This is a genomic window from Chromobacterium sp. HL1 (genome assembly GCF_057418835.1).
Window position 1 is genome coordinate 4,885,675 of the sequence record NZ_CP162399.1, and the last position, 24,570, is coordinate 4,910,244.

Sequence of the window (24,570 nt, forward strand, 5' to 3'; positions counted from 1 at the left end):
AATATGGCTTATCCACAGGATTTGGTGCAATGCCGTGCTTATCCACAGCGTGCTTAGCGCAGAGCCTGCTGCGCTTCGGCGATGCCGTGTTGAAAACTCTTCTTATTTGATGCCCAGCCTTTCCATCCGATAACGCATGGAGCGGAAGGTCACGCCCAGCTGCTTGGCGGCCTGGGTGCGGTTGAAGCGGGTGCTTTCCAGCGCCTTGAGTATCGCCTCGCGCTCCACCCGGTCCAGAAAGTCCTGCAGCGCCTCGCCGTCGGCGCATGTCGGCGCTTCGCCGTCGCCGTGGCCGCCGTGATCGCCAGGCAGCAGTTGCAGGTCCGGCAATTCGATGCGGGCGTCGTTGGCCAGCGCCACCGCGCGCTCCAGGATGTTTTCCAGTTCGCGGAAATTGCCCGGGTAATTGTATTCCAGCAAGGCCTTGAGCGCCGCCGGCGCCAGCCGCGGTTTTTCATCGGGGGAAAAGCGTTCCAGCAGGCCGGCGATGTAGCGCGGCAGATCCTCGCGCAGTTCGCGCAGCGGCGGCATGCGCAGCGGCAGCACGTTCAGCCGGTAATACAGGTCTTGGCGGAAGCTGCCGGCGTCCACCCGCGCCGCCAGGTCTTTGTGGGTGGCGCAGATGATGCGCACGTCCACCGCTTCTTCCTGGGCGTTGCCGAGGCGGCGCACTTTCTTTTCCTGAATCGCGCGCAGCAGCTTGACCTGCATCGCCAGCGGCAGATCGGCCACTTCGTCCAGAAACAGCGTGCCGCCGTTGGCTTGCTGAAAGAAGCCGTCGCGGTCGTTGTCGGCGCCGGTGAACGCGCCTTTGCGGTAGCCGAAGAATTCGCTTTCCATCAGCGTTTCCGGGATGGCGCCGCAGTTGACCGGAATGAACGGCCGTTCGGCGCGCGCGCTGTGCTCGTGTATCATCCGCGCCGCCTGTTCCTTGCCGGTGCCGGACTCGCCGCTGAGGTAGACCGCGGCCTGGCTGCGCGCCAGCTTGCCGACCAGGCGCAAGGCTTCCTGGATCGCCGGGGATTCGCCGTCCAGCCGCACCGCGGCGCCGGGCTTGCCGTTGTCCACGCGCAGCACGGACTTCACCAGGCTGCGCAATTGCGCCAGGCTGACCGGTTTTTGCAGGTAGTCGAAGGCGCCCGCCTTCATCGCCAGCACCGCGTTGTCGGTGTTGCCGTAGGCGGTGATCACCGCGATGGGCACGTCCAGCCCCTGCTCGGCGATATGGCGCACCACCTCGATGCCCTCGCCGTCCGGCAGGCGCATATCGGTCAGCGCCAGGTCGAAGGGCTGGCTGTTCAGGCTGAGTTTGGCGGCGCCGACGCTGGCGGCGGTGGCCACGTCCAGCCCCATCTTGATCAGGGTCAGTTCCAGCAGTTCGCGGATGTCCGGTTCGTCGTCGATCACCAGCACGCGCAGGGAGGATTTAGCCATAAGCCTTGTGACAGATCAGACGGAACACGCCGCCGGGCGGGCAGTAGTCCAGCCGCGCGTCGTTGGCTTCCGCCAGCTCGCGCGCAATGTACAGGCCCAGTCCGGTGCCGGCGCTTTCCGTGGTGAAAAAGGGTTCGAACAAGCGGGCCTGGGCATCTTCGCTCATGCCCGGCCCATCGTCCATGACCTTGATGGTCAGGTGGTTTTCCACTTCGCCCACTTCGATGCGCACCGCGCCCGGCTGTTTGCTGGAGTAGCGCCAGGCGTTGGCCAGCAGATTATTGAGAATCTGGCCGAAATGGCCGCGGTCGAACTGGACCGCGGCGGTCTGCGCCTGGTAGACGCAGCAGATCGCGCCGGCGGCGGCGGCCTCCACCACGCCGAAGTGGTCCAGCAGTTCGTCCAGAAAAGGCTGCAGCCGGATGGGCTCGGGCTTGATCCGGTCGCGGCGGTTCAAGGCCAGCACTTCCTGCACCATGTGGTTGATGCGCTTGCTATTGCCTTGCACGATGCGGATCAGCCGCTGGCGCGCGGGATCGGTTTCGTCTTCGGCCAGCAGATCCGCCGCGTGGTTGATCGCCGACAGCGGGTTGCGGATTTCATGGGCGATATTGGCGGTGAGCCGTCCCAGCGCCGCCAGCTTCACGCGTTTGCCCTCTTCCGCCATGTCGGCCATATCGCGCATGAACAGCAAGAGCGCGTGGTCGTCGCCCATCAGCACCGGCACCATGCGGCCCACCAATTGGCGGCCGCGGATATTGCGGTCAATGAAGCTGGGATTGGGCGGGCAGCCGTTGTGCCGCCAGCGCTCCACCAGCGGCAGCAGTTCCGGGACGACGTGGCCACGGCGCATGGCGCCGAAGTAGCGCGCCGCCTGGTTGTTGAACTGGCGCAGCAGGCCGGACGGGTCCAGCACCACCACCGCGTCGCGCTGGCTTTGCAGCACCAGTTCGTTCAGGCGGTTGAGGTTGGCGATTTCGCCGCCGCGGCGGGTGGCCAAGGCCTCGGAGTCGCGCGCCACCCGGCCCAGCTTCCAGGTGACGATGGAGGTGATGAAGCCGGCGGTGGCCAGCAGCGCGGAGTAGTAGAAGTCGGAACCGCGGCCTATGCCCAGGTATTGCTCGACGCCGACGAAGGACAGCAGGATCAGCGTGGCGATGGAGGCGTAGAACAGCGCGTAGCGGCCGGAGGACAGCAGGCCGGCCACCGCCAGATAGGGCAGGAGCAGGATGCCGTAGCCGCTGCGCACGCCGTCGTTGATGCCCATCAGCAGCACGATCATCGCGATGTCGGCGGCGATGGCCAGGGTCAGTTGCAGGGTGTGGGCCAGCCGGCCGTTGCGCAGCAGAAACCAGGCGCCGATCAGCGCGGCGTAGACGCCGCTCCACAGATAGAAGGCCTTGCCGCCGGCCACCAGCGATTCGCCTTCGCGGTTGGCGAACAGCGACATCGCCAGCAGCACCAGCAGCAGCGCCGCCCGGAAGCTGTTGATGAAGACCAGCCCGCTGCGCGGGGTCAACGGCGTGGGCGGGCGGTCCCGGTTCATGTCGTCGGCAGCTCGCTGATGGCGCCGACGCTCCATTTCTTGGGCATCAGCTTGCCCTTCTTGCCGCGCTTGCCGGCAAACTCCGCCAGCGCCAGTTTTTCATCGGAGGCCTTGCCGCGCACCGACAGCGTGGACAGCAGCGCCTTGTCGCCGTTGACGAGGCCGACGGCGGTGAGGGCTTCGCCGTTGTCCAGCGCCATCAGCATCAGGCCGCGGCCCTTGGCCAGCTCCTTGAGCTCGGCGGCCGGGAAGGCCAGCAGCCGGCCGTTGTCGGCGGCGGCCACCAACTGGGTGGCTTCGACTATGCCGGCCGCCGGCAGCGGCGCCGGGGTCAGCACGCTTTCTTCCGGGTTCAGCGTCAGGAAGGCCTTGCCGGCCTTGACCCGGCCGGCCATGTCGCCCAGCTTGGCGATGAAGCCGTAACCGCCGGAACCGGCGACGACGAAGCGGGTCTCGTCCTTGCCGGACAGCATCTGCGCCGGCTTGGCGCCGTCCTGCAGGTCCACCAGCGAGGCCACCGGCACGCCGTCGCCGCGGCCGGTGGGCACGTCGGCCGGATCCACGGTGTAGGCGCGGCCCTTGGAGTCCAGCACGATCACCGACCACACGGTGCGGGTTTCCACCACGGTGTGCAGCGCGTCGCCGTCCTTGAAGGCCAGCGCGGCGAGGTCGACGTTGTGGCCGACGCGGGCGCGGATCCAGCCCTTTTGCGACAGGATGATGGTGACCGGCTCGTCGGCTATGGTCTGGGTCAGCACCGCGCGCTCGGCGGTCTTGATCTCGCTGCGGCGCTTGTCGCCGTATTTGGCGGCATCGGCCTGGATTTCCTCGCGCATCATGGTGCGCAGCGCGTCCGGGGTGTCCAGCACGTGGCGCAGGCCTTCGCGCTCCTCGCGCAGGTCGGACAGCTCTTTCTCCAGCTTGAAGCCTTCCAGCCGCGCCAGTTGGCGCAGGCGGATTTCCAGGATGTCCTCTGCCTGGATCTCGGTCAGGCCGAAGGCCTTGATCAGGTCCGGCTTGGGCTCGTCGGATTCGCGGATCACGCGTATCACTTCATCGATGTGGATGAAGGCGATCATCCGCCCTTCCAGGATGTGGATGCGCTTTTCCACCTGGGCCAGCCGGTGCTGCAGGCGGCGGGTGACGGTGGTGCGGCGGAAGTCCAGCCATTCGCTGAGGATGGGCTTGAGGCCTTTCTGACCCGGCCGGCCGTCCAGGCCTATCATCACCAGGTTCATCGAGGCGTTGCCTTCCAGGCTGGTCTGCGCCAGCAAGGTGTTGATGAACTCGTCCGGGTCCTGGCGGCTGGATTTGGGTTCGAACACCAGGCGCACCGGGCACTCGCTGTCGGATTCGTCGCGCACGCGGTCCAGCAGCGACAACATCAGGCTCTTCAGGTTTTGCTGGTCCTGGGTCAGCGCCTTCTTGCCGGTCTTGACCTTGGGATTGGTGGCTTCTTCGATCTCCGCCAGCACTTTCTGCGCGCTGGAGCCGGGCGGCAGTTCGGACACGATCACGCGCCACTGGCCGCGCGCCAGTTTTTCCACTTCCCACTTGGCGCGCACGCGCACGCTGCCGCGGCCGCTTTCATAGGCGGCGAGGATGTCTTCGGCCGGGGTGATGATCTGGCCGCCGCCGGGGAAGTCCGGGCCGGGCACGTATTGCATCAGCGCCGCGGTGTCCAGTTCCGGATCGTCCAGCAGCGCGACGCAGGCTTGGGCCACTTCGGTCAGATTGTGCGGCGGGATTTCGGTGGCGAGCCCCACGGCGATGCCGGAGGCGCCGTTGAGCAGCACCATGGGCAGGCGCGCCGGCAGCAAGCGCGGCTCTTCGAAGGCGCCGTCGTAATTGGGCACGAAGTCCACGGTGCCCATGTCGATTTCCGACAGCAGCAGATCGGCGATCGGCGTCAGCCGCGCCTCGGTGTAACGCATCGCCGCCGCGCCGTCGCCGTCGCGGCTGCCGAAGTTGCCCTGGCCGTCGATCAAGGGGTAGCGCAGCGTAAAGTCCTGCGCCATGCGCACCAGCGCCTCGTAGGCGGAGCTGTCGCCGTGAGGATGGTATTTACCCAGGATCTCGCCGACCACGCGCGCGGATTTCACCGGCTTGGCGCCGTGGGCCAGGCCCATGTCGCGCATCGCGTACAGGATGCGGCGCTGCACGGGTTTCTGGCCGTCGGCCACTTCCGGCAGCGCGCGGCCCTTGACCACGCTCATCGCGTATTCCAGGTAGGCGCGCTCGGCGTAAAGGTCCAGCGGAATCCACTCGCCGTCGTCGGCGTCTGCCGCGGGCGGAGTGGGCGGCGGCGGGGTCAGGGCGGCGGCGCCGTCCGGCGTAATCTCGGCAAACAGATCGTTATCGTTCATATGGGCAAGGCAGGAGTTGAATCGGTTAGCGTTCATCGGCCGGCGTTTGCGCCACGGCAAAGCCTGTCCTCACGGTTATAGCTGGCAAACACGCCTTGTCGTAAGCTTGGCCCGGGCGCGTCGCTAAGCCGGCCGATGATAATGAATCAGTTCAGGGGAATTCTACTATGGCAAACCGAGTTGCGTGGCACTGCCACCGTTTCGATGGTTTTACGCCGCTGGCGCTGTATCGGGCCTTGCAGTTGCGCGACCGGGTGTTCGTGGTGGAGCAGCAGTCGATTTACGGCGACGTGGACGGCGTGGACCTGCACTGTCTGCACCTGTCCGGCCACGACGACGGCGGCCGGCTGCTGGCTTACGCGCGCCTGATCGCGCCGGGGGAGAAATACCCGGACGCGGCGGCGATAGGCCGGGTGGTGGTGGCGCCGGAGGCGCGCGGCCAGGGTCTGGGCAAGGCTTTGCTGGCGCAGGCGGTGGCGCAGTGCCGCGCGCATTTCCCGCAGGCGGCCGTCATGTTGTCGGCGCAGACCGACGCGCAGGCCTTGTACGAAAGTTTCGGCTTCTGCGTGGTATCCGAGGCTTACGACGACGGCGGCATTCCGCATGTGGACATGCGGCGCGAGGCCGGCGTCTGAGAACCTGTTTACGATCTGCTGCGCGTCGGCGGAATAGTTAGACAAGGGCGTTGAAAACGCTTTCAGAATGCTCATGTACCACCTGTACATTCCGCTTCTTCAACCGTTTTCGCCTTGTCTCGCCTTAGCTCGCGAGATCGTAAACACGTTCTGAGCGCTCGCGGCATGGCCCACAATGAAAAACCCACCCCCGGGAGGGGGTGGGCGCATCGGACGGGGCGTTGGGCTCAGCGCTTGACCGCCGGGCCGTCGCTGCCCAATTCCACCGCGTAGGCCAGCGCCAGTTGCGAGAACTTCAGCGCGTGGCGAGCCTGGTTGCCGGCGCTGGCGAGGGTGTCGCGCACGGTGTGGATATTGGGGTTGGACTGGTTGAAGGCGGACTCGAACGGGAAGGACGCCGGGTAGCCGTTCTTGTGCCAGGAGGCGTGGTCCGAGCACGCGTAGCCGCACGAGCTGTAGCCCACTTTCAGATTGGGCAGATAGACCTTGGCCAGGTTGGCGAGGAAGGTGTTCTGCGACGCGTTGGTGTAGTCGGTGAACAGGAAGATGTCCTCCGCGCTGCCCTGGTAGTTGGTCATGTCCAGCTGCAAGGCGCCCACCACGTTGACCTTCTGCTGCTTGTAGCGGTTGGCGATGTCGGAGGAGCCGCGCAGGCCCACTTCTTCCGCCGCGTAGGCCATGAACTTGATGGTGCGGCGCGGCTGGTAGTTGTTGGCCATCAGCACGCGGATCACCTCGGTCAGGCTGGCGATGCCGGAGGCGTCGTCGTCGGCGCCCGGCGCGCGGCTGGTTTCGCCGGTGCCGTTGCCCACGGTGGAGTCCAGATGCCCGCCCAGCACCAGGGTTTCGGCGGCGTTGTCCTTGCCCTTGATGGTGAGGATCACCGATTTCTGCGGCCAGGCGCTGTGGGCGAACTGCTCCACGCTCACGTCGCCGCGGCCGGCGGCCAGCTGCCGCCATTGGCTGGCGATCCAGTTGGAGGCGTTGACGCCGTGGCTGGTGGTGTAGAAGCGGTTCTGGTAGTTGGACAGGGACTGGATGGTGCCGAGGATGTTGCTGTCCTGCAGCTGCGGCAACAGCTTGTTGACGGCGGCCTGGTCGTTGATCTGGTAGCTGGGCAGCAGCGCGCTGGCCACCGGGGCTTTCAGCGCGGTGCGCGCGTCCTGCAGATCCTTGTGCACGATGAAGCCGCCGCAATGGCGCAGGCTGTGGTGGATGGCGTCCGACAATTGCGGCAGCACGCTGTCGTCCACTTGCACCAGGTGGACCTTCTCGGTGGCCACGCCCTTGGCGGACACGCCGGCCGGCAGCGCGCTCACCGCCAGCTGGCGGCTTTCCTGACTGCGGCTTTTCGGGCTGACCTGTTGCAATAGCTGGTAGGCGTCGTCGCCGATGGAAATCCACACCGGGGCGGCCTGGGCGGCGCCGGCCAGGCTGGTGGCGGCCAAGAGCGCGACGAGACTCGGTTTGAGAGTGAGCATTCCGGAATTCCTGAGCGATGCCGGCCATGGACGGGCCATGGCCGGCGGATGGGAGAAACGGCGCGGGCCGTCATGGCCGCGCCGTCAGGCGGTCATCAGCTGCCGCAAGCCACGCCCACGGCGGTGAAGGCCTTGGTCACGTCGGCCTTGCTGTAGCCGCGCGCTTCGGCCGCTTTTTCAACGCCGCAAGCGGCGCTGTTGTAAGTGGCGTTGGAGGTCCAGTACAGGCGGTTGGCGTCCACGAACACTTCAAAGGCCTTGCGGGTGTTCCAGCCGGCGCTGGTGGCGATCAGGTAGAAGGCCTTGTTGTACACGCCGCTGGAGTAGTGCACGTCCAGGCCGCTGGTGTAGTCCTTGGCGTGGCCGATGGAGCGGCCGTCCTTGGTCGGATCGGCGAAGTAGCGCAGCGCGCCGGTCTGCTTGAAGATTTCCGCGCCCACCAGGAAGTCGTTCTTGCCCTTCATGTAGTACTCGGCGGCTTCGCCGGCCATGTCGGAGAACGCTTCGTTGATGCCGCCGGACTGGCCGCTGTAGACCAGGCCGGAGTTTTGCTCGGTGAAGCCGTGGCTGACTTCGTGAGCGGACACGTCCAGCGACACCAGCGGATAGAAGCGGGTGGCGCCATCGCCGAAGGTCATCGCGCTGCCGTCCCAGAACGCGTTTTCATAGTTGCGGCTGTAATGCACCTTCATCAGCAGTTTCTGGTTGATCGGACGCAGGTTGAACCAGTCCTTGTACAGATTGAACACCACGTTGCCGAAGTAGTGGGCGTCGTTCAGCGGCGAGTAGGCGCCGTTGATCTGCTTGTAGGTGTTGGTGGGGCAAGCGAACTTGTACGGGGTGGTGCCGCTGGTGCCGCCGTTCAGGTTGATGGTGGCCACGTTGCCGCTGTCCATCTTGCAATCGCTGGTGACGATCAGCGGGCCGTAGTTGGTGCCGTACAGGTATTTGCCGGTCTTGGCGTTGCCGCCGGGGCCGTTGGCTTCGGCGTGGTTCAGGCCTTCCCACTGCTTCAGCACCTGGCCGCTGTTGGCGTCGATGATGAGGTGCGGGCGGCTGGGCTCCTTGCCGCCTTCCACCAGGAAGGACACCAGGTAAACCAGCTGGGCGGTGTTGTTGTCCAGACGGACCACCAGTTCCGTCTTCTCATTGCGGGTTTCGTAGCCGTTGGCCTTCAGCGCCTTGGCGCTGGCCAGCACCTGGGAGGCGCTGAGCGCCGGCTTGACCGAAGCCAGGTCGGAGCCGATGCCGCGCACATAGTAGCCGGACAGCTTGCTGGCCGCGGCGGTGGACGAGCCTTTGGCGAACTGTTTTTCCTCCACCACGGCCTCGCCCCACACCGGCACGCCCTGATAGAACTGCTGGTAGCGGGTGACGACTTTGCCGTTGGGGAACTGGGCGCTGCGCTGCGCTTTCAGTTCGCCCTGGTTGATGCCGGCGGCGCTGAACACGCTGGCGCCGTCGACGAGTTTGCTGGATTTGGCCAGCGCTTCCAGGTTGACGCGCTCGGCGGCGTGGGCGGAACCGTAAGCCAGGGCGAGAGCGGACAGCACCAGTACGCGAACCATCGCAGTTTGGGTTTTCATCACGACTTTTTCTCCAATGTAGATCAGCAGGACACGGTAATGCCCCGCGTCAAGCCGGCGGGTCTTGCATAAAGGCCGCCGGCGCCAGACAGGCTTGCGCCTGCCCTTTCGGACGCTTGGAAACCGTTCCCTCAAGATGGCTGCCGCCATCGGGCGGGGAGGTTTTCGCCGCGTCCCTTATGCATTCCCGACATGGGACGTCGCTCTGAGCATGGGAAAGGAATTGCTGAAACCAGAGGACGTTGGCTTGGTTTGTTCTGACGACCACTTGCCAAATGCATAAATTATGTATTGGTTTTTCCGACTTGATATGCATCTGTTCTAAGTGCCAGTTGCCTGGGCATGGCCGGCGGCGGGCATGACCGAAATCAAAGCGGGGCGTCGAATCCTTGGTAGACAAGGAGAAGAGAGGGAAACATCAAGAAAATGAAAAGCCGCATCATCCCGATGCGGCTTGTTGTGATGCGGCAACATCCAAATCGCTATAAAAGCGGACAAACTGTCTAATTTGAGATGGTTGCAGTTTTTTGAATATGCGTAAAACTCATTATTTCAATGAGTTGTCCTCACCGGAGACCGGTTCACGGCGCCAGCCGCGCGATCTTCCAGCCGCCGTCTTCCCGCAAGGCGTACTGCACCCGGTCATGCAGCCGGCTGGGTCGGCCCTGCCAGAATTCCAGCCGGTCCGGCGTCACCGCGTAGCCGCCCCAATGCGGCGGCCGCGGCACGTTCAGCGGGTGTTTGACCCCGAACATCGCCGCGCGCGACACCAGCACGCCCTTGGAGCCGATCTCGCTGCTCTGCTCGCTGGCCCAGGCGCCTACGCGGCTGGTGTAGGGCCGGCTGGCGAAATAGGCGTCGGATATTTCCGGCGCCACCTGGGCGGCGCGGCCCTCGATGCGGATCTGCCGTTCCAGCTCCGGCCAGAAGAAGGTCAGCGCCACATAGGGGTTGTCGCTCAGCTGGCGGCCCTTGCGGCTCAGATAATTGGTGTAGAACAGCAGCTGGCCGTCTTCCACGCCCTTGAGCAACACGATGCGCGATGTGGGGCGTCCGTCCGCGCCGGCCGTGGCCAGGTTCATCGCCGTGGGTTCCGGCATCTGCGCGGCGATGGCCTGGTCCAGCCAGCTCTCCAGCTGGGCCAGCGGGTCCGGCAGGCACTCCTCCGGCGACAATTCTTTCTTGGAAAAATCCTTGCGGATGTCTGCGAGGTTCAGCGACATTTCGTCCTCCTTGATGGGGCTTATCTTATGCCAGCTTCGCTTGGCCCATATAGGGGTTTGCGCAAGAAGAACGCGTTATTTGGGACGCGCGCGGCGCCGGATTCTGCTATGTCGTATAAGGCGCCGGCGACGGGCCGGCGCGGCTTGCCGCCGCGGCGCAGGACTTGCGGTTCAAGTTAGGCTAAAATACCCCATTTCTTTCCGCGGCTTATCCGCCCATGCATCTGTTCGCCCTTGGTTTGAACCACCATACCGCACCGCTCTCCATCCGGGAAAAGCTGGCTTTTCCTGCGGAGGTGTTGCCCAAGGCGCTGGACAGCCTGGTCAGCTCGCATGCGGCGCGCGAGGCGGCCATCGTCTCCACCTGTAATCGCACCGAAATCTATTGCACCGGCGGCGATCCGCAGGCGGCGCTTAGCTGGCTGGCGCAATATCACGGCCTGGCGCTGGCGGAAATGCAGCCCTATCTGTATCAGCTGGACGAGGCCAACGCCGCGCGCCACGCTTTTCGCGTCGCCTCCGGCCTGGACTCCATGGTGCTGGGCGAAACCCAGATCCTGGGCCAGCTGAAGGACGCGGTGCGCAGCGCCGAACACGCCGGCACCATGGGCACCCTGCTCAACGGCCTGTTCCAGCGCACCTTCGCCGTGGCCAAGGAGGTGCGTTCCAACACCGCGGTGGGCGCCAGTTCGGTGTCGATGTCGGCGGCGGCGGTCAAGCTGGCCGAGCAGATCTTCCCCACCATTGGCGAACTGAACATTCTGTTTGTCGGCGCCGGGGAAATGATAGAGCTGGTGGCCACTCACTTCGCCGCGCGCAATCCCTCCTGTATCACCGTGGCCAACCGCACGCTGGAGCGCGGCCAGCGGCTGGCGGAGCAGTTCGGCGGCAACGCCGTCACCCTCGCCGAGCTGCCGGACATCCTGCCGCGCTACGATGTGCTGGTCACCTCCACCGCCAGCCAGCTGCCCATCATAGGCAAGGGCATGGTGGAGCGCGCGATCAAGGCGCGCCGTCACCGCCCCATCTTCATGCTGGACCTGGCGGTGCCGCGCGACATCGAAGTGGAAGTGGGCAAGCTGGCCGATGTGTTCCTGTACAGCGTGGACGACATCGCCAGCGTGGTGGAAGTGGGCAAGGAAGCGCGTCAGAGCGCGGCCGCGGAAGCCGAAACCATCATTCAGGCCCGGGTTTGCGAGTTCAGCGACTGGCTGAAGAAGCGCGAAACCGTGCCCTTGATCCGCGCGCTGCGCGACGACGCGGACCGGCTGCGCCGCGCCGCGCTGGACGCCGCGCTCAAGCAGCTGGCGCGCGGCGAAGCGCCGGAGCGGGTGTTGGAAACCCTGTCGGTGCAACTGACCAATAAATTGATGCATCCCCCCACCCGGGCCTTGTCGTCCGGGCGCGGCGCGGAGCACGACGCGCAGGTGGAAGCCGTGGCGCGTCTTTATCGTTTACACCCGGAGTCGTAATGAAAGCGTCAATTGCGGCCAAACTGGCGCAACTGGCCGATCGTCTGGAAGAGGTGACCCACCTCCTGGCCAGCGAGGCGGCCACTCAAAATATGGATGCGTTCCGCAAGCTCACCCGCGAGCACGCCGAACTCAGCCCGGTGGTGGAAACCTACCAAGGCTACCGCCAGTGCGAAAGCGACATCGCCGCGGCGGAAGACATGTTGTCGGACCCGGAAATGAAGGAGTTCGCCCAGGCGGAAATCGCCGAGGGCAAGGATAAGCTGGCGGTCTTGGAGCTGGAGTTGCAGAAGTTGCTGCTGCCCAAGGACCCCAACGACGAGAAAAACATCTTCCTGGAAATCCGCGCCGGCACCGGCGGCGACGAGGCCGCGCTGTTCGCCGGCGACCTCCTGCGCATGTATACCCGCTACGCCGAACGCAATCGCTGGCAGGCGGAGATCGTCTCCGCCAGCGAATCCGACCTGGGTGGTTATAAAGAAGTCATCGTGCGCCTGATCGGCTTCGGCGCCTATTCCCGGCTCAAGTTCGAATCCGGCGGCCACCGCGTGCAGCGGGTGCCGGTGACCGAGACCCAGGGCCGCATCCACACCTCGGCCTGCACCGTGGCGGTGATGGCCGAGGCCGACGAACTGGCCGACGTGGTGCTGAACCCGTCTGATCTGCGCATCGACACCTTCAGGGCCAGCGGCGCCGGCGGCCAGCACATCAACAAGACGGATTCCGCGGTGCGCATCACCCATATTCCGACGGGGATTGTGGCGGAGTGTCAGGACGGCCGTTCCCAGCACGCCAACAAGGCCAGCGCCATGCAAGTGCTGGCGGCGCGCATCATGGACATCCAGCGCCGAGAACAGCAGCAGAAGGAAGCGGCCGAGCGCAAGAGCCTGATCGGCTCCGGCGACCGTTCCGAGCGCATCCGCACCTATAACTTCCCGCAGGGCCGCATCACCGACCACAGGATCAATCTGACGCTGTACAAGCTGGATTACGTGATGGACGGCGATCTGAGCGAACTGACCGGCGCCTTGATCGCCGAGCAGCAGGCGGAACTGCTGGCGGAATTGGGCGAGTGAAAGCCGGGCGGTACTAGCCAGGATTATTGCGTTGCCGCTGTCGGCGCAACGCGCTACACTCGCAAACTCAAGAACGGGCGGTTCGCCGCCCGCGCCCAAGCGACGTTCGCGCCGCCTGGGCTTATTCTCCGAACTTTGGGCCACTCGCGTGGCCTTTTTTCTTGTCCGCTCGCCGGAGCGCGGGCAAAAAAAAAGCCGGGCCCTGTCTGAACCCGGCAATGCCCAACGTGGATTGGCAGTTAATCTGGCGACGCCGCCGCAGTTTCGGCGACACGCGATAAGCGGTGGAAAATTCTCCGTTGCAAGCGGATGTCATCCTGTAATATTTATAATCCGTTACTATTTCAGTACGGATAAAGCCTTAGGCTCGGGAATGACGGTTCCGTTTCCGGGAAAGCCAAGGCCGGGCTTGGTTTTGGCTGCGGGCGCCGCGCTGGAAATCGGGGAGCGCGGCAGGGACGGTTCGATCAACGCGGAGCGGCGGTCTTCATGCCATTGACGCATGGCGGCGGCTTGCATGCCGCGGTCCGCCGTTCCAAGCCCAGCCGTGCCCGGCATGCCTAGCATACGATGTTGCGCCTGGCATGACAAAGCAGTTAATTTCATGATAACCATGATAAAAAGGCATGTAAGATGAAGCTGCCACCGCTGAATGCATTACGCGTATTTGTCGTCGCCGCCGAGCATTTGTCCTTCACCCGCGCCGCCGCCGCGCTCAGTCTGACCCAAGGGGCGGTCAGCCGCCACGTGCAAACGCTGGAGGAATACTACGGCGCCACTCTGTTCACCCGGCAGGCGCGCGGCCTGTCGCTGACCGCCGAGGGCGAGGCGCTGATCAAGCCGGCGCGAGAGGCCTTCCAATTGCTGAACGAGGCCAGCGAAGCGCTGCGGCTGCGGCAGAGCGATCTGCGCGTGCGCATGCCGCCCACCCCGGCGATGCGCTGGGTGCTGCCCAATCTGCCGGACTTCCAGACCCGCTATCCGGAATACACGCTGCACCTGGTGACCCAGCTGATTCACGACAAGCCGTTCAACCGCGCGGAGTACGATCTGGCGGTGGTGGGCATGGCGCGCGCCGAAGTGGCGCCGGACCTGCGCACCGAATGCATCTGCCGCGAAAAACTGATCCCGGTCTGCTCCCCGGCCCTGCTCAACGGCAAGCACCCGCTGAACACCCCGGACGATTTGCGCCATCACACCCTGCTCCACCCCTGGCGCGATCAGGACACCTGGAAGCGCTGGCTGAAACTGGCCGGCGTCAACGGCGTGAATCCGGAAAGCGGCGTCACCTTCGACGCCTCCGAATACGCGCTGCACGCCGCCGTCGCCGGCATGGGCGTGACCCTGGCCCAGGTGTCCATGGTGACCCAGGACCTGGATTCCGGCCGGCTGGTGATGCCTTTCGACACCGTGCTGGAGACCGAGTGGAGCTACTACCTGGTTTATCCGCACGAGCTGGCGGAACTGCCCAAGGTCAAAGTGTTCCGGGACTGGCTGGTGGCCATTCTGGCCAAGAGCGAGGCCAGCAGCTGGCTGGCCCGGCGCGGTTACTGAAGCGCGCGGCGGCGCGTCCGCGCCGCCGCCTAAGAACCCGTTCTAAGTGTGCGGCGCTTTGGCCGGATAGTTTAGACAAGGGCGTTAAGAACGCTTTCAGAATGCACAGGTACCCGCGGTACATTCCGCTTCTTCAATCGTTTTCTCCTTGCCCCGCTCTTGCTCGCGCGCCTTAAACAGGCTCTAAGAGCCCCTGCTTTGTAAATCTTTGTGTCCGCCACTGGATTCCTGGCCCTTCTCGGCGCAAAATAGTTGACTAGTCAATTATTGATGGATCAACAAAAATGAACACCTTAGCCGCAACCGCTGGAGCGGCCGGCGCGCTGGATTTCCGCCAGAAAGTGCTGGCCATGCTCGGCCTGTGCTTCGTGCTGCTGATGGTGGCGCTGGACCAGACCGTGGTCGGCACCGCCATGCCCACCGTGGTGGCGGAGCTGCACGGTTTCGACCTGTACGCCTGGGTGGGCACCGCCTACCTGCTCACCTCGGTCATCACCGTGCCCATCTTCGGCAAGCTGGGCGACGATCACGGCCGCAAGCCCTTCGTGCTGACCGCCATCATCCTGTTCACCGTCGCCTCCATGCTGTGCGGCCTGGCCCAGAACATGCTGGAACTGGTGCTGGCGCGCGCGCTGCAAGGCGTGGGCGGCGGCATGCTGGTGGCCACCACCTTCGCCTGCGTGCCGGACATGTTTCCGGAAACCGCGCAGCGTCTGCGCTGGCAAGTGATGCTGACCGCGGCCTTCGGCCTGGCCAACGCGGTGGGCCCGACCCTGGGCGGCTTTCTCACCGAATACCTGGGCTGGCGCTGGGTCTTCTTCGTCAATCTGCCGGTGGGTCTGGCCAGCCTGTGGTTCGTCTGGCGCTATCTGCCGGCGATGCGCCGCGCCGGCGCCGCGTCCAAGCTGGACTGGCAGGGCGGACTGCTGATCGCCGCGCTGCTGGGTTCGATGCAATTGCTGGTGGAATGGCTGCCGCTGCACAAGCCGCTGTGGCTGATGGCCGGCCTGGGCCTGAGCGGCCTGGCCGCGCTGGCCGGCCTGCTGTGGTGGGAGCGGCGCTGCCCCAACCCGCTGCTGCCCTTGGACATGCTGAGCCACCGCAGCCTGGCACCCTTGTTCGGCCTGTCGCTGTTGCTGGGCGGCGGCATGTTCGCGGTGATGTACTACGCGCCGCTGATGTTCCAGGGCGGCTTCGGCCTGTCGCCCAACCAGGCCGGCCTGCTGGTGACGCCGCTGGTGGTGTGCATCACCCTGGGCAGCATCCTGAACGGCCGCATCGTCACCCGGCTGCGCCGCCCCACCTTGCTGCTGGGCCTGGGCTTGCTGCTGTTCGCCTTCACCGCCGGCGCGCTGGCCTGGGTGGACGCCGGCACCGCGCACTGGCTGGTGGCCGCGCTGATGGCGGTGGGCGGCTTGGGCCTGGGCCTGTTGCTGCCCAATCTGACCATCTTCGTGCAGCAGAGCGCGCCGCGAGAGCAACTGGGCGTGGCCACCGCCATGATTCAGTCCACGCGGATGATAGGCGGCATGTTGGGCACCGCGCTGGTGGGCGTCTTCGTCACCCACCGCTACGTCGCCGGCGTCGACGCCCTGCCGGCCGCGCCGCAGTGGCAGGCCTGGCTGCGCGATCCGCAAATCCTGCTCAGCCCGGACACCGCCGCCCGTTTCGAACAACTGACGACGGCGGCCCGGATCAACGGTGGCGCCTTGCTGGACGCCTCGCGGCTGGCGCTGGTGGACGCCATTCACCTCAGCCAGTGGCTGGTGGCGGCGCTGGCGGTGCTTGGCTTATTGCTTGTGCGGCGAGTCCCGCATGTAGAATTGCGCGATGTCAAAACCAAGACGGCGGTAATCCATGACTGAACGCGCTCCCAATCTGCTGCAGCAAATCGGCCGCACCGGCCGCGCCATGTACGCGGCGTTTGAACAGCAGGTGGGCTATCCCTTGCCGCGCTGGCGCATACTCGCCGCGCTGACCGATCTGGAGCAGGCGACGCAGAAACAGCTGGCCACCCGGCTGATGATGGATCCGGGCGCGCTGACGCGGCAGTTGAAGGGCATGGAGGAGGAGGCTCTGGTGCGGCGCATCACCGATCCGGCCGACAACCGCCAGACCCTGGTGACGCTGGCGCCGGCCGGACAGGCGCTCATAGAGGAGGTGCAGCCCAAGCGCGAGGCGTTTTTCCGGCATGCGCTGGCGGATATTCCCGCCGAACAGATGGAAACCGCGCTGGAGGTGATGCACCGGCTGGAGCAGCGCTTCCGCGGCCAGGATTAGAGCCGGCGCCGCCGGCCGGCGGCGCTCATTCCTGCGGCTGCCACTGATAGGTTTTCAACACCGCCTTGATGCGGCCGCTTTTCTGCAGACGGTCTATCGCCTGGTTCAGCTGCGCCACCTTGATGTCGGAATGCGGCGCCACCGCGCACATGGTGGGCATGAAGGTGACCACCAGCGGGTGCAGCTTGAACTGCGCCGCGTCCTGCGGCCAGTTGCGCGCCCAGGCGGCGAACTCCAGTTCCGACACGATGGCGGCGTCGCTCAGCCGCTTTTGCACCGATTTGATCAGCAGCTCCATCCGCGCCTCTTCGTTGTGGGAGGCCGGGTTGCCGCGCCAGAAACGCTCCAGCGTCGGGTAGTTGTAGCCGCGTATGGTGACGATGCGCTTGCCGGCGAGGTCGTTCACCTGGCGCACCTCGGTGGCTTGCTTGAGCGTCAGCGGACGCTCCAGCTGCGGATAGATCTCATGGGTCCAGCCCAGCCGCGCGGCGTTGCCGAACCAGTCCGGATTGGCGTTGCAGACGATGTCCACCCGGCCCGATTCGATGGAGGCCTCCACCCGCTTGCGGGCGATCAGAATGAATTCCGGACGCAGGCTCATCTCGGCCGCCAGCATCTCGCCGATATCCTTGGACAGGCCGCCGCGCAGGTGCTCGCCGTCCGGCGACAGCATCACCACCGGCGCCGCGTCGGTATCCGCCACGCCTATCCGTAAACTGCCCGCCGCCCACGTCTCCCCGCACCATGCCGCCGCCAGCCCCGCGAGCAGCCACAGCTTATTCGTAATGGCCATATGGATGTTCTCTCTTTATTCTTAAGCAAGCGCCCGGACAGTTGATTGCGAGTGTTAAGATGAGCTTTTGAGTCCGTTGCGCTTGTTATCGTTGTAGACAAAAAAAGTTCAGCCGCCATGACAAAAACATCCTCGCATCCCCTCCGGCAACACCTATCCCAACGCATTCTGATCCTGGACGGCGGCATGGGCACCATGATCCAGCGCCATCAGTTGGAGGAGGCCGATTATCGGGGCGAGCGCTTTGCCGACTGGCCCAGCGACGTCAAGGGCAACAACGATTTGCTGGCGCTGACGCGGCCGGACGTGATCGGCGGCATTCACCAGGCCTATCTGGACGCCGGCGCGGACATCATCGAAACCAACACCTTCAACGCCACCTCCATCGCCATGGCGGATTACGCGATGGAAAGCCTGGTGTGGGAAATCAATCATGCCGCGGCCAGGCTGGTCAAGGAACTGTGCGAAAAGGCCAGCGCCGCCAATCCGGCCAAGCCGCGCTATTGCGCCGGCGTGCTCGGTCCCACCAACCGCACCTGTAGCATCAGTCCGGACGTCAACGACCCGGGCTACCGCAACGTCAGCTTCGACGAACTGGTGAGGTCCTACACCGAGGCGATAGACGGCCTGGTGCAAGGCGGCGCGGACCTGCTGCTGGTGGAAACCATCTTCGACACCCTGAACGCCAAGGCGGCGGTGTTCGCCATTCACAAATACTTCGACGAGCGGCCGGACACGCCGCGGCTGCCCATCATGATCTCGGGCACCATCACCGACCAATCCGGCCGCACCCTGACCGGTCAGACCACCGAGGCCTTCTACAACTCGCTGTCCCACGCCGACGCCGTCAGCTACGGTCTCAACTGCGCGCTGGGCCCGGACCTGCTGCGGCCCTATGTCGAGGAGATGGCGCGGGTGTCCGCCGGCTATGTGTCGGTGCACGCCAACGCCGGCCTGCCCAACGCCTTCGGCGGCTACGATCTGGAGCCGGAGGCGATGGGCGTGTACGTCCGAGAATGGGCGGAGTCCGGCCTGATCAATATCGTGGGCGGCTGTTGCGGCACCACGCCGGAACACATCGCCGCCATCGCCCGCGCGGTGGACGGCGTCGCGCCGCGTCCGCTGCCGGCGATAGAGGCCAAGTGCCGGCTGTCCGGCCTGGAGCCGTTCAACATCGGCGACGGGGATCTGTTCGTCAACGTCGGCGAGCGCACCAACGTCACCGGCAGCCGCGCCTTCGCCAAGCTCATCCTCAACGGCGACTACGCCACCGCGCTGGACGTGGCGCGCCAGCAAGTGGAGAACGGCGCCCAGGTCATCGACATCAATATGGACGAGGGCATGCTGGACGCCCACGCCGCCATGGTGCGCTTCCTCAACCTGATCGCTTCCGAGCCGGACATCGCCCGCGTGCCCATCATGATCGACTCCTCCAAGTGGGACGTGATCGAGGCCGGCCTCAAGTGCATACAGGGCAAGGGCATCGTCAACTCGATCTCCATGAAGGAAGGCCGGGACAAGTTTGTCGAACAGGCGCGCTTGATCCGCCGCTACGGCGCCGCGGTGATCGTCATGGCCTTCGACGAGGCCGGCCAGGCCGACACCTACGCCCGCAAGATAGAAATCTGCGAGAACAGCTACCGCATCCTGGTGGACGAAGTGGGCTTCCCGCCGGAAGACATCATTTTCGACCCCAATATCTTCGCCGTGGCCACCGGCATCGAGGAGCACGCGCGCTACGGCCTGGACTTTATCGAAGCCACCGGCTGGATCAAGCAACAGCTGCCGCACGCCAAGATTTCCGGCGGCGTGTCCAACGTCTCCTTTTCCTTCCGCGGCAACAACAAAGTGCGCGAGGCCATCCACGCCGTCTTCCTCTACCACGCCATCCAGCGCGGCATGACCATGGGCATCGTCAACGCCGGCGCGCTGGAAGTCTACGACGAGGTGGACCCGGAACTGCGCGAACGGATCGAGGACGTGGTGCTGATGCGCGCGCCCAAGGACGGCGGCGACGCCACCGAACACCTGATCGCGCTGGCGGAAAAATACAAGGGCGAAGCCGCCGGCGAGAAAAAGGGCGAAGACCTGGCCTGGCGCGCGCTGCCGGTGGAAAAGCGGCTGGAGCACGCGCTGGTCAAGGGCATCACCACCTTCATCGTCGAAGACACCGAGGAAGTGCGGCAGAAAGCCGCGCGCCCCATTCATGTGATCGAAGGTCCGCTGATGGACGGCATGAACGTGGTGGGCGATCTGTTTGGCGCCGGCAAGATGTTCCTGCCGCAGGTGGTCAAATCCGCGCGGGTGATGAAGGCCGCCGTCGCCCACCTGGAGCCCTTCATCGAAGAGGAAAAGATCCGTCTGGGCCTGGCCGACGCGCCGGCCAAGGGCGTGATCATCATGGCCACGGTCAAGGGCGACGTCCACGACATCGGCAAGAATATCGTCGGCGTGGTGCTGCGCTGCAATAACTACCAGGTGATCGATCTGGGCGTGATGGTGCCCTGCCAGAAAATCCTGGACGCCGCCATCGAACACAAGGCCGACATCATCGGCCTGTCCGGCCTGATCACCCCCAGCCTGGAAGAAATGAGCCATGTGGCCAAGGAAATGCAGCGCCAGGGCTTCAGCGTCCCGCTGCTGATCGGCGGCGCGACCACATCCAAGGTCCACACCGCGGTCAAGATCGCCCCGCACTACCAGCACCCGGTGATCTACGTGCCGGACGCCAGCCGCGCCGTCGGCGTGTGCTCCAACCTGCTGTCCGACACCCTGCGCGACGGCTTCGTCGCGGAAAACCAGGCCGAGCAGGACCGCGCGCGCGAAGGCCACGCCAATAAGGCGAGCCGCAAGGTGGTGAGCCTGGAACAGGCGCGCGCCAACAAGGAGGCGATAGACTGGGCCGCCTACCAGCCGCCCACGCCGCAATGGCTGGGCGTGCGCCGTTTCGAGCGCTACCCGCTGGCCGAGATCGCCGCCTACATCGACTGGACGCCGTTCTTCCAGAGCTGGGAGCTGGCCGGCCGCTTCCCGCGCATCCTGAACGACGAGATCGTCGGCGAATCCGCGCGCGCCTTGTACGAGGACGCGCAAGTGATGCTCAAGCAGATCATTGCCGAGAACTGGCTGGGGGCTAACGCGGTGATCGGCCTGTTCCCGGCCGCCAGCGTCAACCACGACGATATTGAAATCCGAGATCCGGACAAGCGCGCCAGCCTGATGAGCTGGGTGGGCCTGCGCCAGCAACTGCCCAAGATGGACGGTAAGGCCAACTGGGCGCTGGCCGACTACATCGCGCCGCGGGACAGCGGCGTGCAGGACTATATCGGCGCCTTCGCCGTCACCGCCGGCATCGGCATCGAGCCGCACGTCAAACGCTTCGAGGACGCCGGCGACGACTACTCCTCCATCCTGCTCAAGGCGCTGGCGGACCGGCTGGCCGAAGCCTTCGCCGAACTGATGCACGCCCGCGTGCGCCGCGAGTTCTGGGGCTATGCCGCCGCCGAGCAGCTGGACAATGAAGCGCTGATCGACGAAAAGTACCAGGGCATCCGCCCCGCGCCCGGCTACCCGGCCTGCCCGGACCACACCGTCAAGACCGCGCTGTTCGAGCTCTTGGACGCGCCGGCCATCGGCATGACGCTGACCGAAGGCTATGCGATGCTGCCCACCGCCGCCGTGTCCGGCTTCTACCTCAGCCATCCGGCCTCGCGCTATTTCGGCGTCGGCAAGATCGAGCGCGACCAAGTGGCCAGCTACGCCCAACGCCGCGGCGTCAGCGTGGAACAGGCGGAACGCGACCTCGCCCCCAATCTGGGCTATGACGCCTGAGGCGGGCAAGCCCTGGCCCAGGCTGCTGCTGGGCAGCCTGATCTTCGGCGTCGGCGCCTGGCTGCTGTTCAGCTTCCGCGACCGCTACGTGGTGCTGTTGCTGGCCGGCGCGCTGATGGCCTGGCAAGCGTTGCCGGCCGGCGTTAAAACCCGCGCGCTGCTGTTGAGCGCGGCCGCCTGTCTGCTGGACTTCGCCGTTTCCGGGCTGGGTCTGTACCGCCTCGTCGGCGTCGGCGGCCTGCCCTTGTGGCGGGTCGTCTTGTGGCTGAGCTTCAGCTGCTGGTGGTTGCGGTTGCTGGCGGTCTGGCGGCCGTCGCCGCGTCTGCTGGCGCTGGTCGGCGCGTTTGCTGCCGATGGACCAAGGATCGGCGGCGCAGGCGTGACTGTGGATAAGAAGGCGGTTCTTGCCGACCTGTGGATAAACTAACGCGTTGTCGCGTTCATGCCTTGAGCGCATTTGGCGTCCCCCTGAATAAAAACCGCATCGTTTACGATGCGGTTTTTATTTGTTTAATCCGAAAAATCATAATTCAATACAAAATTAATTAAATATGGATTATTAAAACTGTTGGAAAAGCGGTGAAAATTAACAAAGCGGCTATTTCAGTTTCAGCACAATCGTATCGCGGCGCGCCACAGGCGGATTAGCCGCGTGCGCAGTAAGAAGTTTTAATAAAAACTTATGACTTTGTTATTTTAACGGCGGCCGGGCATGGAAAATTCACACATGAAAATCATTTCGAAAATCACATAATCATTGCAACCGGACGGCAGGCTCGCAACGAGGAATTGGCAGATTCCGAGCGAATCAAGGCGGCCTCGTCCGGTATTTTTGGATGATGAAAACTGCAATAACGATTTTGAAAAGGATATTCCGTGAATAAACTCATTGTCGCCGCATGCCTGTTGGCCAGCGCGCAATTGACCGCCGCCGCGCCGTTCTCTCCCACCGAAACCCATTACGTCAAATTGGATTTCCGCGGCTCGTCCGGCGGCAATATCTGCGGCGGCTCGCTGGTGGGGCCGGACCTGGTGCTGACCGCCTCGCACTGCATTCTGGACAACTGGAACAGCATGACCGCTCATTACGGCCGTCACTTCGCCCAGCGCGTGGAAACCGCGCGCAACAACGCCAAGCCCAACTGGATCAAGTTCGACCACAACGGCGTAGCGGTGGACCTGGCCCTGCTGAAACTATCCCGCCCCATCGCCGGTCTTGACGGCGCCAGAACGGTGCCGGTGGTGGCGCAGGAGGATTGCAACGGCGCGATAGGCGCGATGCAAGCCAATCTGCGCATGGCGGAGACCGGCGGCCAGCTGGCGGCCAGTCTGATGGACGTCCGCGTCGCCAATATCCAGCGGCTGGGGCCGTCGCCCTTGGCCAACGGCGTGTCCCTGCTGGCCAACGGCACGGTGGGCCGCGGCGGGGACTCCGGCAGCCCGTTGCTGTCGCCCAAGGGCGTGCAAGTGGGCGTATACAACGGCAACGCCGGCAATGTCTCCGCCTACGCCGCATTGTGCAAATACGCGGGCAGCATCAAGGCCTGGTCCGATGTGCTGAGCCCGTCCGGCAGCCAGACCCCGCCGCCCGGCGACTGGGTGTGGCCGGACGCCGCGCGACGCTGAAACCGAGCGTCCAATACGAAAGCAGCCCTTGGGCTGCTTTTTTTTAGTTTCAGTCATTGCGCCTCTGCTCTTCGTGTCTGTTCACGGTTTCGCGAGGCAGGGCGGAAGCGGCTGAGGAAGCGGAGTGTAAAGTGGTAGCTTTGCGTTTCGACAACAGTTTTAACGCTCTTGTCTAACTACCCCGCCAACACGCAGCGGATTGCAAACAGGTTCTAACGGCCGGGCAGGCATTGAACAATTTGGGGAGGTCTGCGGCCACTGGTCCGCACGTCTTGGCGCTGCGCATCGTCCAGTTAGCGAGATGTCTGCATTGACATGCGGCATGCCAAAAGCCTAATAGCGACCTTGGATTGCTTGTTTTCGACATTTTCCTTGTGCGGATAAGTCTACAAACGCATAATCGCTCGTCCTAAAAATGATTGTTTGTTGTAAGAATGAACCGGCATTTCCAGTTTCCCCTCCTTGTTGCGGCCTGCCTGGCGGTAGCCGCGTGTTCCGGCGGCCCCGCCACTCAGCCGGTGCGTACCGGCGTGTTTGTCGATAGCCCGGTAGCCGGCTTGGACTACGACAGCGGCAGCCACGCCGGTAAAACCACCGCCACCGGTGAATTCCACTATCTGGATGGCGAAACCGTCGCCTTTAGCATTGGCAAGTTGCAGTTGGGTCGCGGTCTGGGCGCACCCCATCTCAGCCCGCTGCAATTGGCCGGCAGGTCGGACGCGGCGGACCCTAAGGTGCTGCGTCAGGTACAACTGCTGTTGACCCTGGACCAGGACGGCAATCCCGACAATGGCATTCAGATCGCGGCGGAGACCGCCGCCCTCTTTAACCACAGCCAAAATCTGGAACAGGTTGGCGATCTGCAAACCTTGCTAGATCAGGCCGGCATTGCCCGCCGCCTGATCAGCGCTGATCGCGCCGCCTATCATTTCCAGCTCAGCCTGGCTGCTTTGCTCACTCAGCCTTCCACTCCGCGCTTCATCCCCTTGGCCGAAGCCGATGGCGTGCCGTTGGATGGGACCACGCAGCGCGCCGGCTGTGTGCAGGACAAGCAGACCGGCCTGATCTGGGAGGTGAAAGCTGAACAAGGCCTGCGCAGCCAGTTCCATAGCTACTACGCCAGCACCGGCGGCATCCTCCCGCGGCCGGCCCAATGCGAATCCGATCAGTCGGATTGCCTGGTCGCCACTTATGTCCAGTCTGTCAGACAGCAGAAGCTTTGTGGTTTCAACGATGAGACGGCGGGTGGTGATCGTGGCTGGAGGCTGCCAACAGAACGGGAGCTGAAGACGCTGTTGGATTGGAGCCAGCGGGACAAAGCCCTTGGTTTGCCGGCCTTGGATCGCTACGCATTTCCGGATGCGGCGGCCACCTTCTATTGGACCGACACTAGCTATTCAGAGGAGAGGACGGTGGTGGTTGCCTTCGATGATACTCACCGCAGCCTAGCCAGTATCAGTCTGGGCAAGGATCAAGCGGCAAGGGTGCGTCTGGTGCGAGGTCCCAAGCTGGCCGACGAGCCGCCGCCGCATGGCATGGCCAAGTCCACGCTGGGTTATGCCTCGGTTCGTTCCGAGAATCCCTCCCCCCTCCGCGGCTTGGGCCGTCCGCTCTGATTACTGGCTGTTCGCAATCCCTTTAATGCCGCGTCGCGAAAGACGCGGCAT

General features: G+C 64.4%; 18 protein-coding genes. 10 read left to right on the top strand and 8 right to left on the bottom strand.

Annotated elements, in window-relative coordinates:
- Nucleotides 1-102 precede the first annotated feature (102 nt).
- Genes AB1Z25_RS22445 through parC form a run of 3 tightly spaced genes read right to left on the bottom strand, consistent with a single transcriptional unit; the run spans nt 103 to nt 5,346 of the window.
- Nucleotides 103-1,434 (bottom strand): sigma-54-dependent transcriptional regulator, encoded by a 1,332-nt coding sequence (locus AB1Z25_RS22445; RefSeq protein WP_227105942.1) that lies wholly within the window; start codon nt 1,432-1,434, stop codon nt 103-105.
- Nucleotides 1,427-2,980 (bottom strand): sensor histidine kinase, encoded by a 1,554-nt coding sequence (locus AB1Z25_RS22450; protein ID WP_486636200.1) that lies wholly within the window; start codon nt 2,978-2,980, stop codon nt 1,427-1,429. The genes AB1Z25_RS22445 and AB1Z25_RS22450 overlap by 8 nt, the downstream gene beginning before the upstream one ends.
- Nucleotides 2,977-5,346 (bottom strand): DNA topoisomerase IV subunit A, encoded by a 2,370-nt coding sequence (gene parC / locus AB1Z25_RS22455; protein WP_227108624.1) that lies wholly within the window; start codon nt 5,344-5,346, stop codon nt 2,977-2,979. Before parC ends, AB1Z25_RS22450 begins: the two co-directional genes overlap by 4 nt.
- A 167-nt stretch (nt 5,347-5,513) precedes the next feature.
- On the opposite strand from parC, the gene AB1Z25_RS22460 reads away from it, so the two are divergent.
- Nucleotides 5,514-5,981, top strand: coding sequence for a GNAT family N-acetyltransferase (locus AB1Z25_RS22460; protein WP_486636201.1), 468 nt, complete (start codon nt 5,514-5,516; stop codon nt 5,979-5,981).
- Nucleotides 5,982-6,208: 227 nt separating this feature from the next.
- Here AB1Z25_RS22460 and AB1Z25_RS22465 read toward each other — a convergent pair whose 3' ends face one another.
- The 3 genes from AB1Z25_RS22465 to pdxH all read right to left on the bottom strand — a co-directional run bounded on the left by AB1Z25_RS22465 (nt 6,209) and on the right by pdxH (nt 10,271).
- Nucleotides 6,209-7,462: a M28 family metallopeptidase gene (locus AB1Z25_RS22465; RefSeq protein WP_107801375.1), complete on the bottom strand. Its 1,254-nt coding sequence runs from the start codon at nt 7,460-7,462 to the stop codon at nt 6,209-6,211.
- A 95-nt stretch (nt 7,463-7,557) separates the two neighbouring features.
- Complete coding sequence (locus tag AB1Z25_RS22470; RefSeq protein WP_107801376.1) at nt 7,558-9,048, bottom strand: M4 family metallopeptidase; 1,491 nt, start codon at nt 9,046-9,048, stop codon at nt 7,558-7,560.
- Between the two features lie 581 nt (nt 9,049-9,629).
- Nucleotides 9,630-10,271, bottom strand: a complete 642-nt coding sequence (gene pdxH / locus AB1Z25_RS22475; RefSeq protein WP_107801377.1) for a pyridoxamine 5'-phosphate oxidase — start codon at nt 10,269-10,271, stop codon at nt 9,630-9,632.
- A gap of 218 nt (nt 10,272-10,489) precedes the next feature.
- Here pdxH and hemA point away from each other — a divergent pair, with 218 nt between their 5' ends.
- Both hemA and prfA read left to right on the top strand, forming a co-directional pair.
- Complete coding sequence (hemA, locus tag AB1Z25_RS22480; RefSeq protein WP_107801378.1) at nt 10,490-11,743, top strand: glutamyl-tRNA reductase; 1,254 nt, start codon at nt 10,490-10,492, stop codon at nt 11,741-11,743.
- Entirely contained in the window at nt 11,743-12,819 is a 1,077-nt protein-coding gene (prfA, locus tag AB1Z25_RS22485; protein WP_107801379.1) for a peptide chain release factor 1, read from the top strand. The genes hemA and prfA overlap by 1 nt, the downstream gene beginning before the upstream one ends.
- A 339-nt stretch (nt 12,820-13,158) precedes the next feature.
- Here the strand turns inward: prfA and AB1Z25_RS22490 are convergent, their stop codons facing one another.
- Nucleotides 13,159-13,338: a hypothetical protein gene (locus AB1Z25_RS22490; RefSeq protein WP_253314777.1), complete on the bottom strand. Its 180-nt coding sequence runs from the start codon at nt 13,336-13,338 to the stop codon at nt 13,159-13,161.
- 114 nt (nt 13,339-13,452) lie between these two features.
- On the opposite strand from AB1Z25_RS22490, the gene gcvA reads away from it, so the two are divergent.
- The 3 genes from gcvA (at nt 13,453) to AB1Z25_RS22505 (ending at nt 16,653) form a co-directional block, all read left to right on the top strand.
- The gene (gcvA, locus tag AB1Z25_RS22495) at nt 13,453-14,373 is read left to right on the top strand and encodes a transcriptional regulator GcvA (protein WP_019102440.1); all 921 of its coding nucleotides are present in this window, start codon (nt 13,453-13,455) and stop codon (nt 14,371-14,373) included.
- Nucleotides 14,374-14,657: 284 nt separating this feature from the next.
- The gene (locus tag AB1Z25_RS22500; RefSeq protein WP_486636202.1) at nt 14,658-16,238 is read left to right on the top strand and encodes an MDR family MFS transporter; all 1,581 of its coding nucleotides are present in this window, start codon (nt 14,658-14,660) and stop codon (nt 16,236-16,238) included.
- Nucleotides 16,231-16,653: a MarR family winged helix-turn-helix transcriptional regulator gene (locus tag AB1Z25_RS22505; RefSeq protein WP_107801381.1), complete on the top strand. Its 423-nt coding sequence runs from the start codon at nt 16,231-16,233 to the stop codon at nt 16,651-16,653. Before AB1Z25_RS22500 ends, AB1Z25_RS22505 begins: the two co-directional genes overlap by 8 nt.
- A gap of 25 nt (nt 16,654-16,678) precedes the next feature.
- On the opposite strand, the gene AB1Z25_RS22510 is transcribed toward AB1Z25_RS22505, so the two are convergent.
- Nucleotides 16,679-17,446 carry a substrate-binding periplasmic protein gene (locus AB1Z25_RS22510; protein WP_486636203.1) on the bottom strand — a complete coding sequence of 256 codons (768 nt, stop codon included), beginning with the start codon at nt 17,444-17,446 and terminating at the stop codon, nt 16,679-16,681.
- Between the two features lie 117 nt (nt 17,447-17,563).
- On the opposite strand from AB1Z25_RS22510, the gene metH reads away from it, so the two are divergent.
- From metH to AB1Z25_RS22530, 4 genes are all read left to right on the top strand, one after another.
- Complete coding sequence (metH, locus tag AB1Z25_RS22515; RefSeq protein WP_486636204.1) at nt 17,564-21,277, top strand: methionine synthase; 3,714 nt, start codon at nt 17,564-17,566, stop codon at nt 21,275-21,277.
- Entirely contained in the window at nt 21,267-21,704 is a 438-nt protein-coding gene (locus AB1Z25_RS22520) for a DUF2878 family protein (protein WP_486636205.1), read from the top strand. Before metH ends, AB1Z25_RS22520 begins: the two co-directional genes overlap by 11 nt.
- A 449-nt stretch (nt 21,705-22,153) precedes the next feature.
- Entirely contained in the window at nt 22,154-22,903 is a 750-nt protein-coding gene (locus AB1Z25_RS22525; RefSeq protein ID WP_486636206.1) for a trypsin-like serine protease, read from the top strand.
- A gap of 434 nt (nt 22,904-23,337) precedes the next feature.
- Nucleotides 23,338-24,519, top strand: coding sequence for an Lcl C-terminal domain-containing protein (locus AB1Z25_RS22530; RefSeq protein ID WP_486636207.1), 1,182 nt, complete (start codon nt 23,338-23,340; stop codon nt 24,517-24,519).
- Nucleotides 24,520-24,570 lie beyond the last annotated feature (51 nt).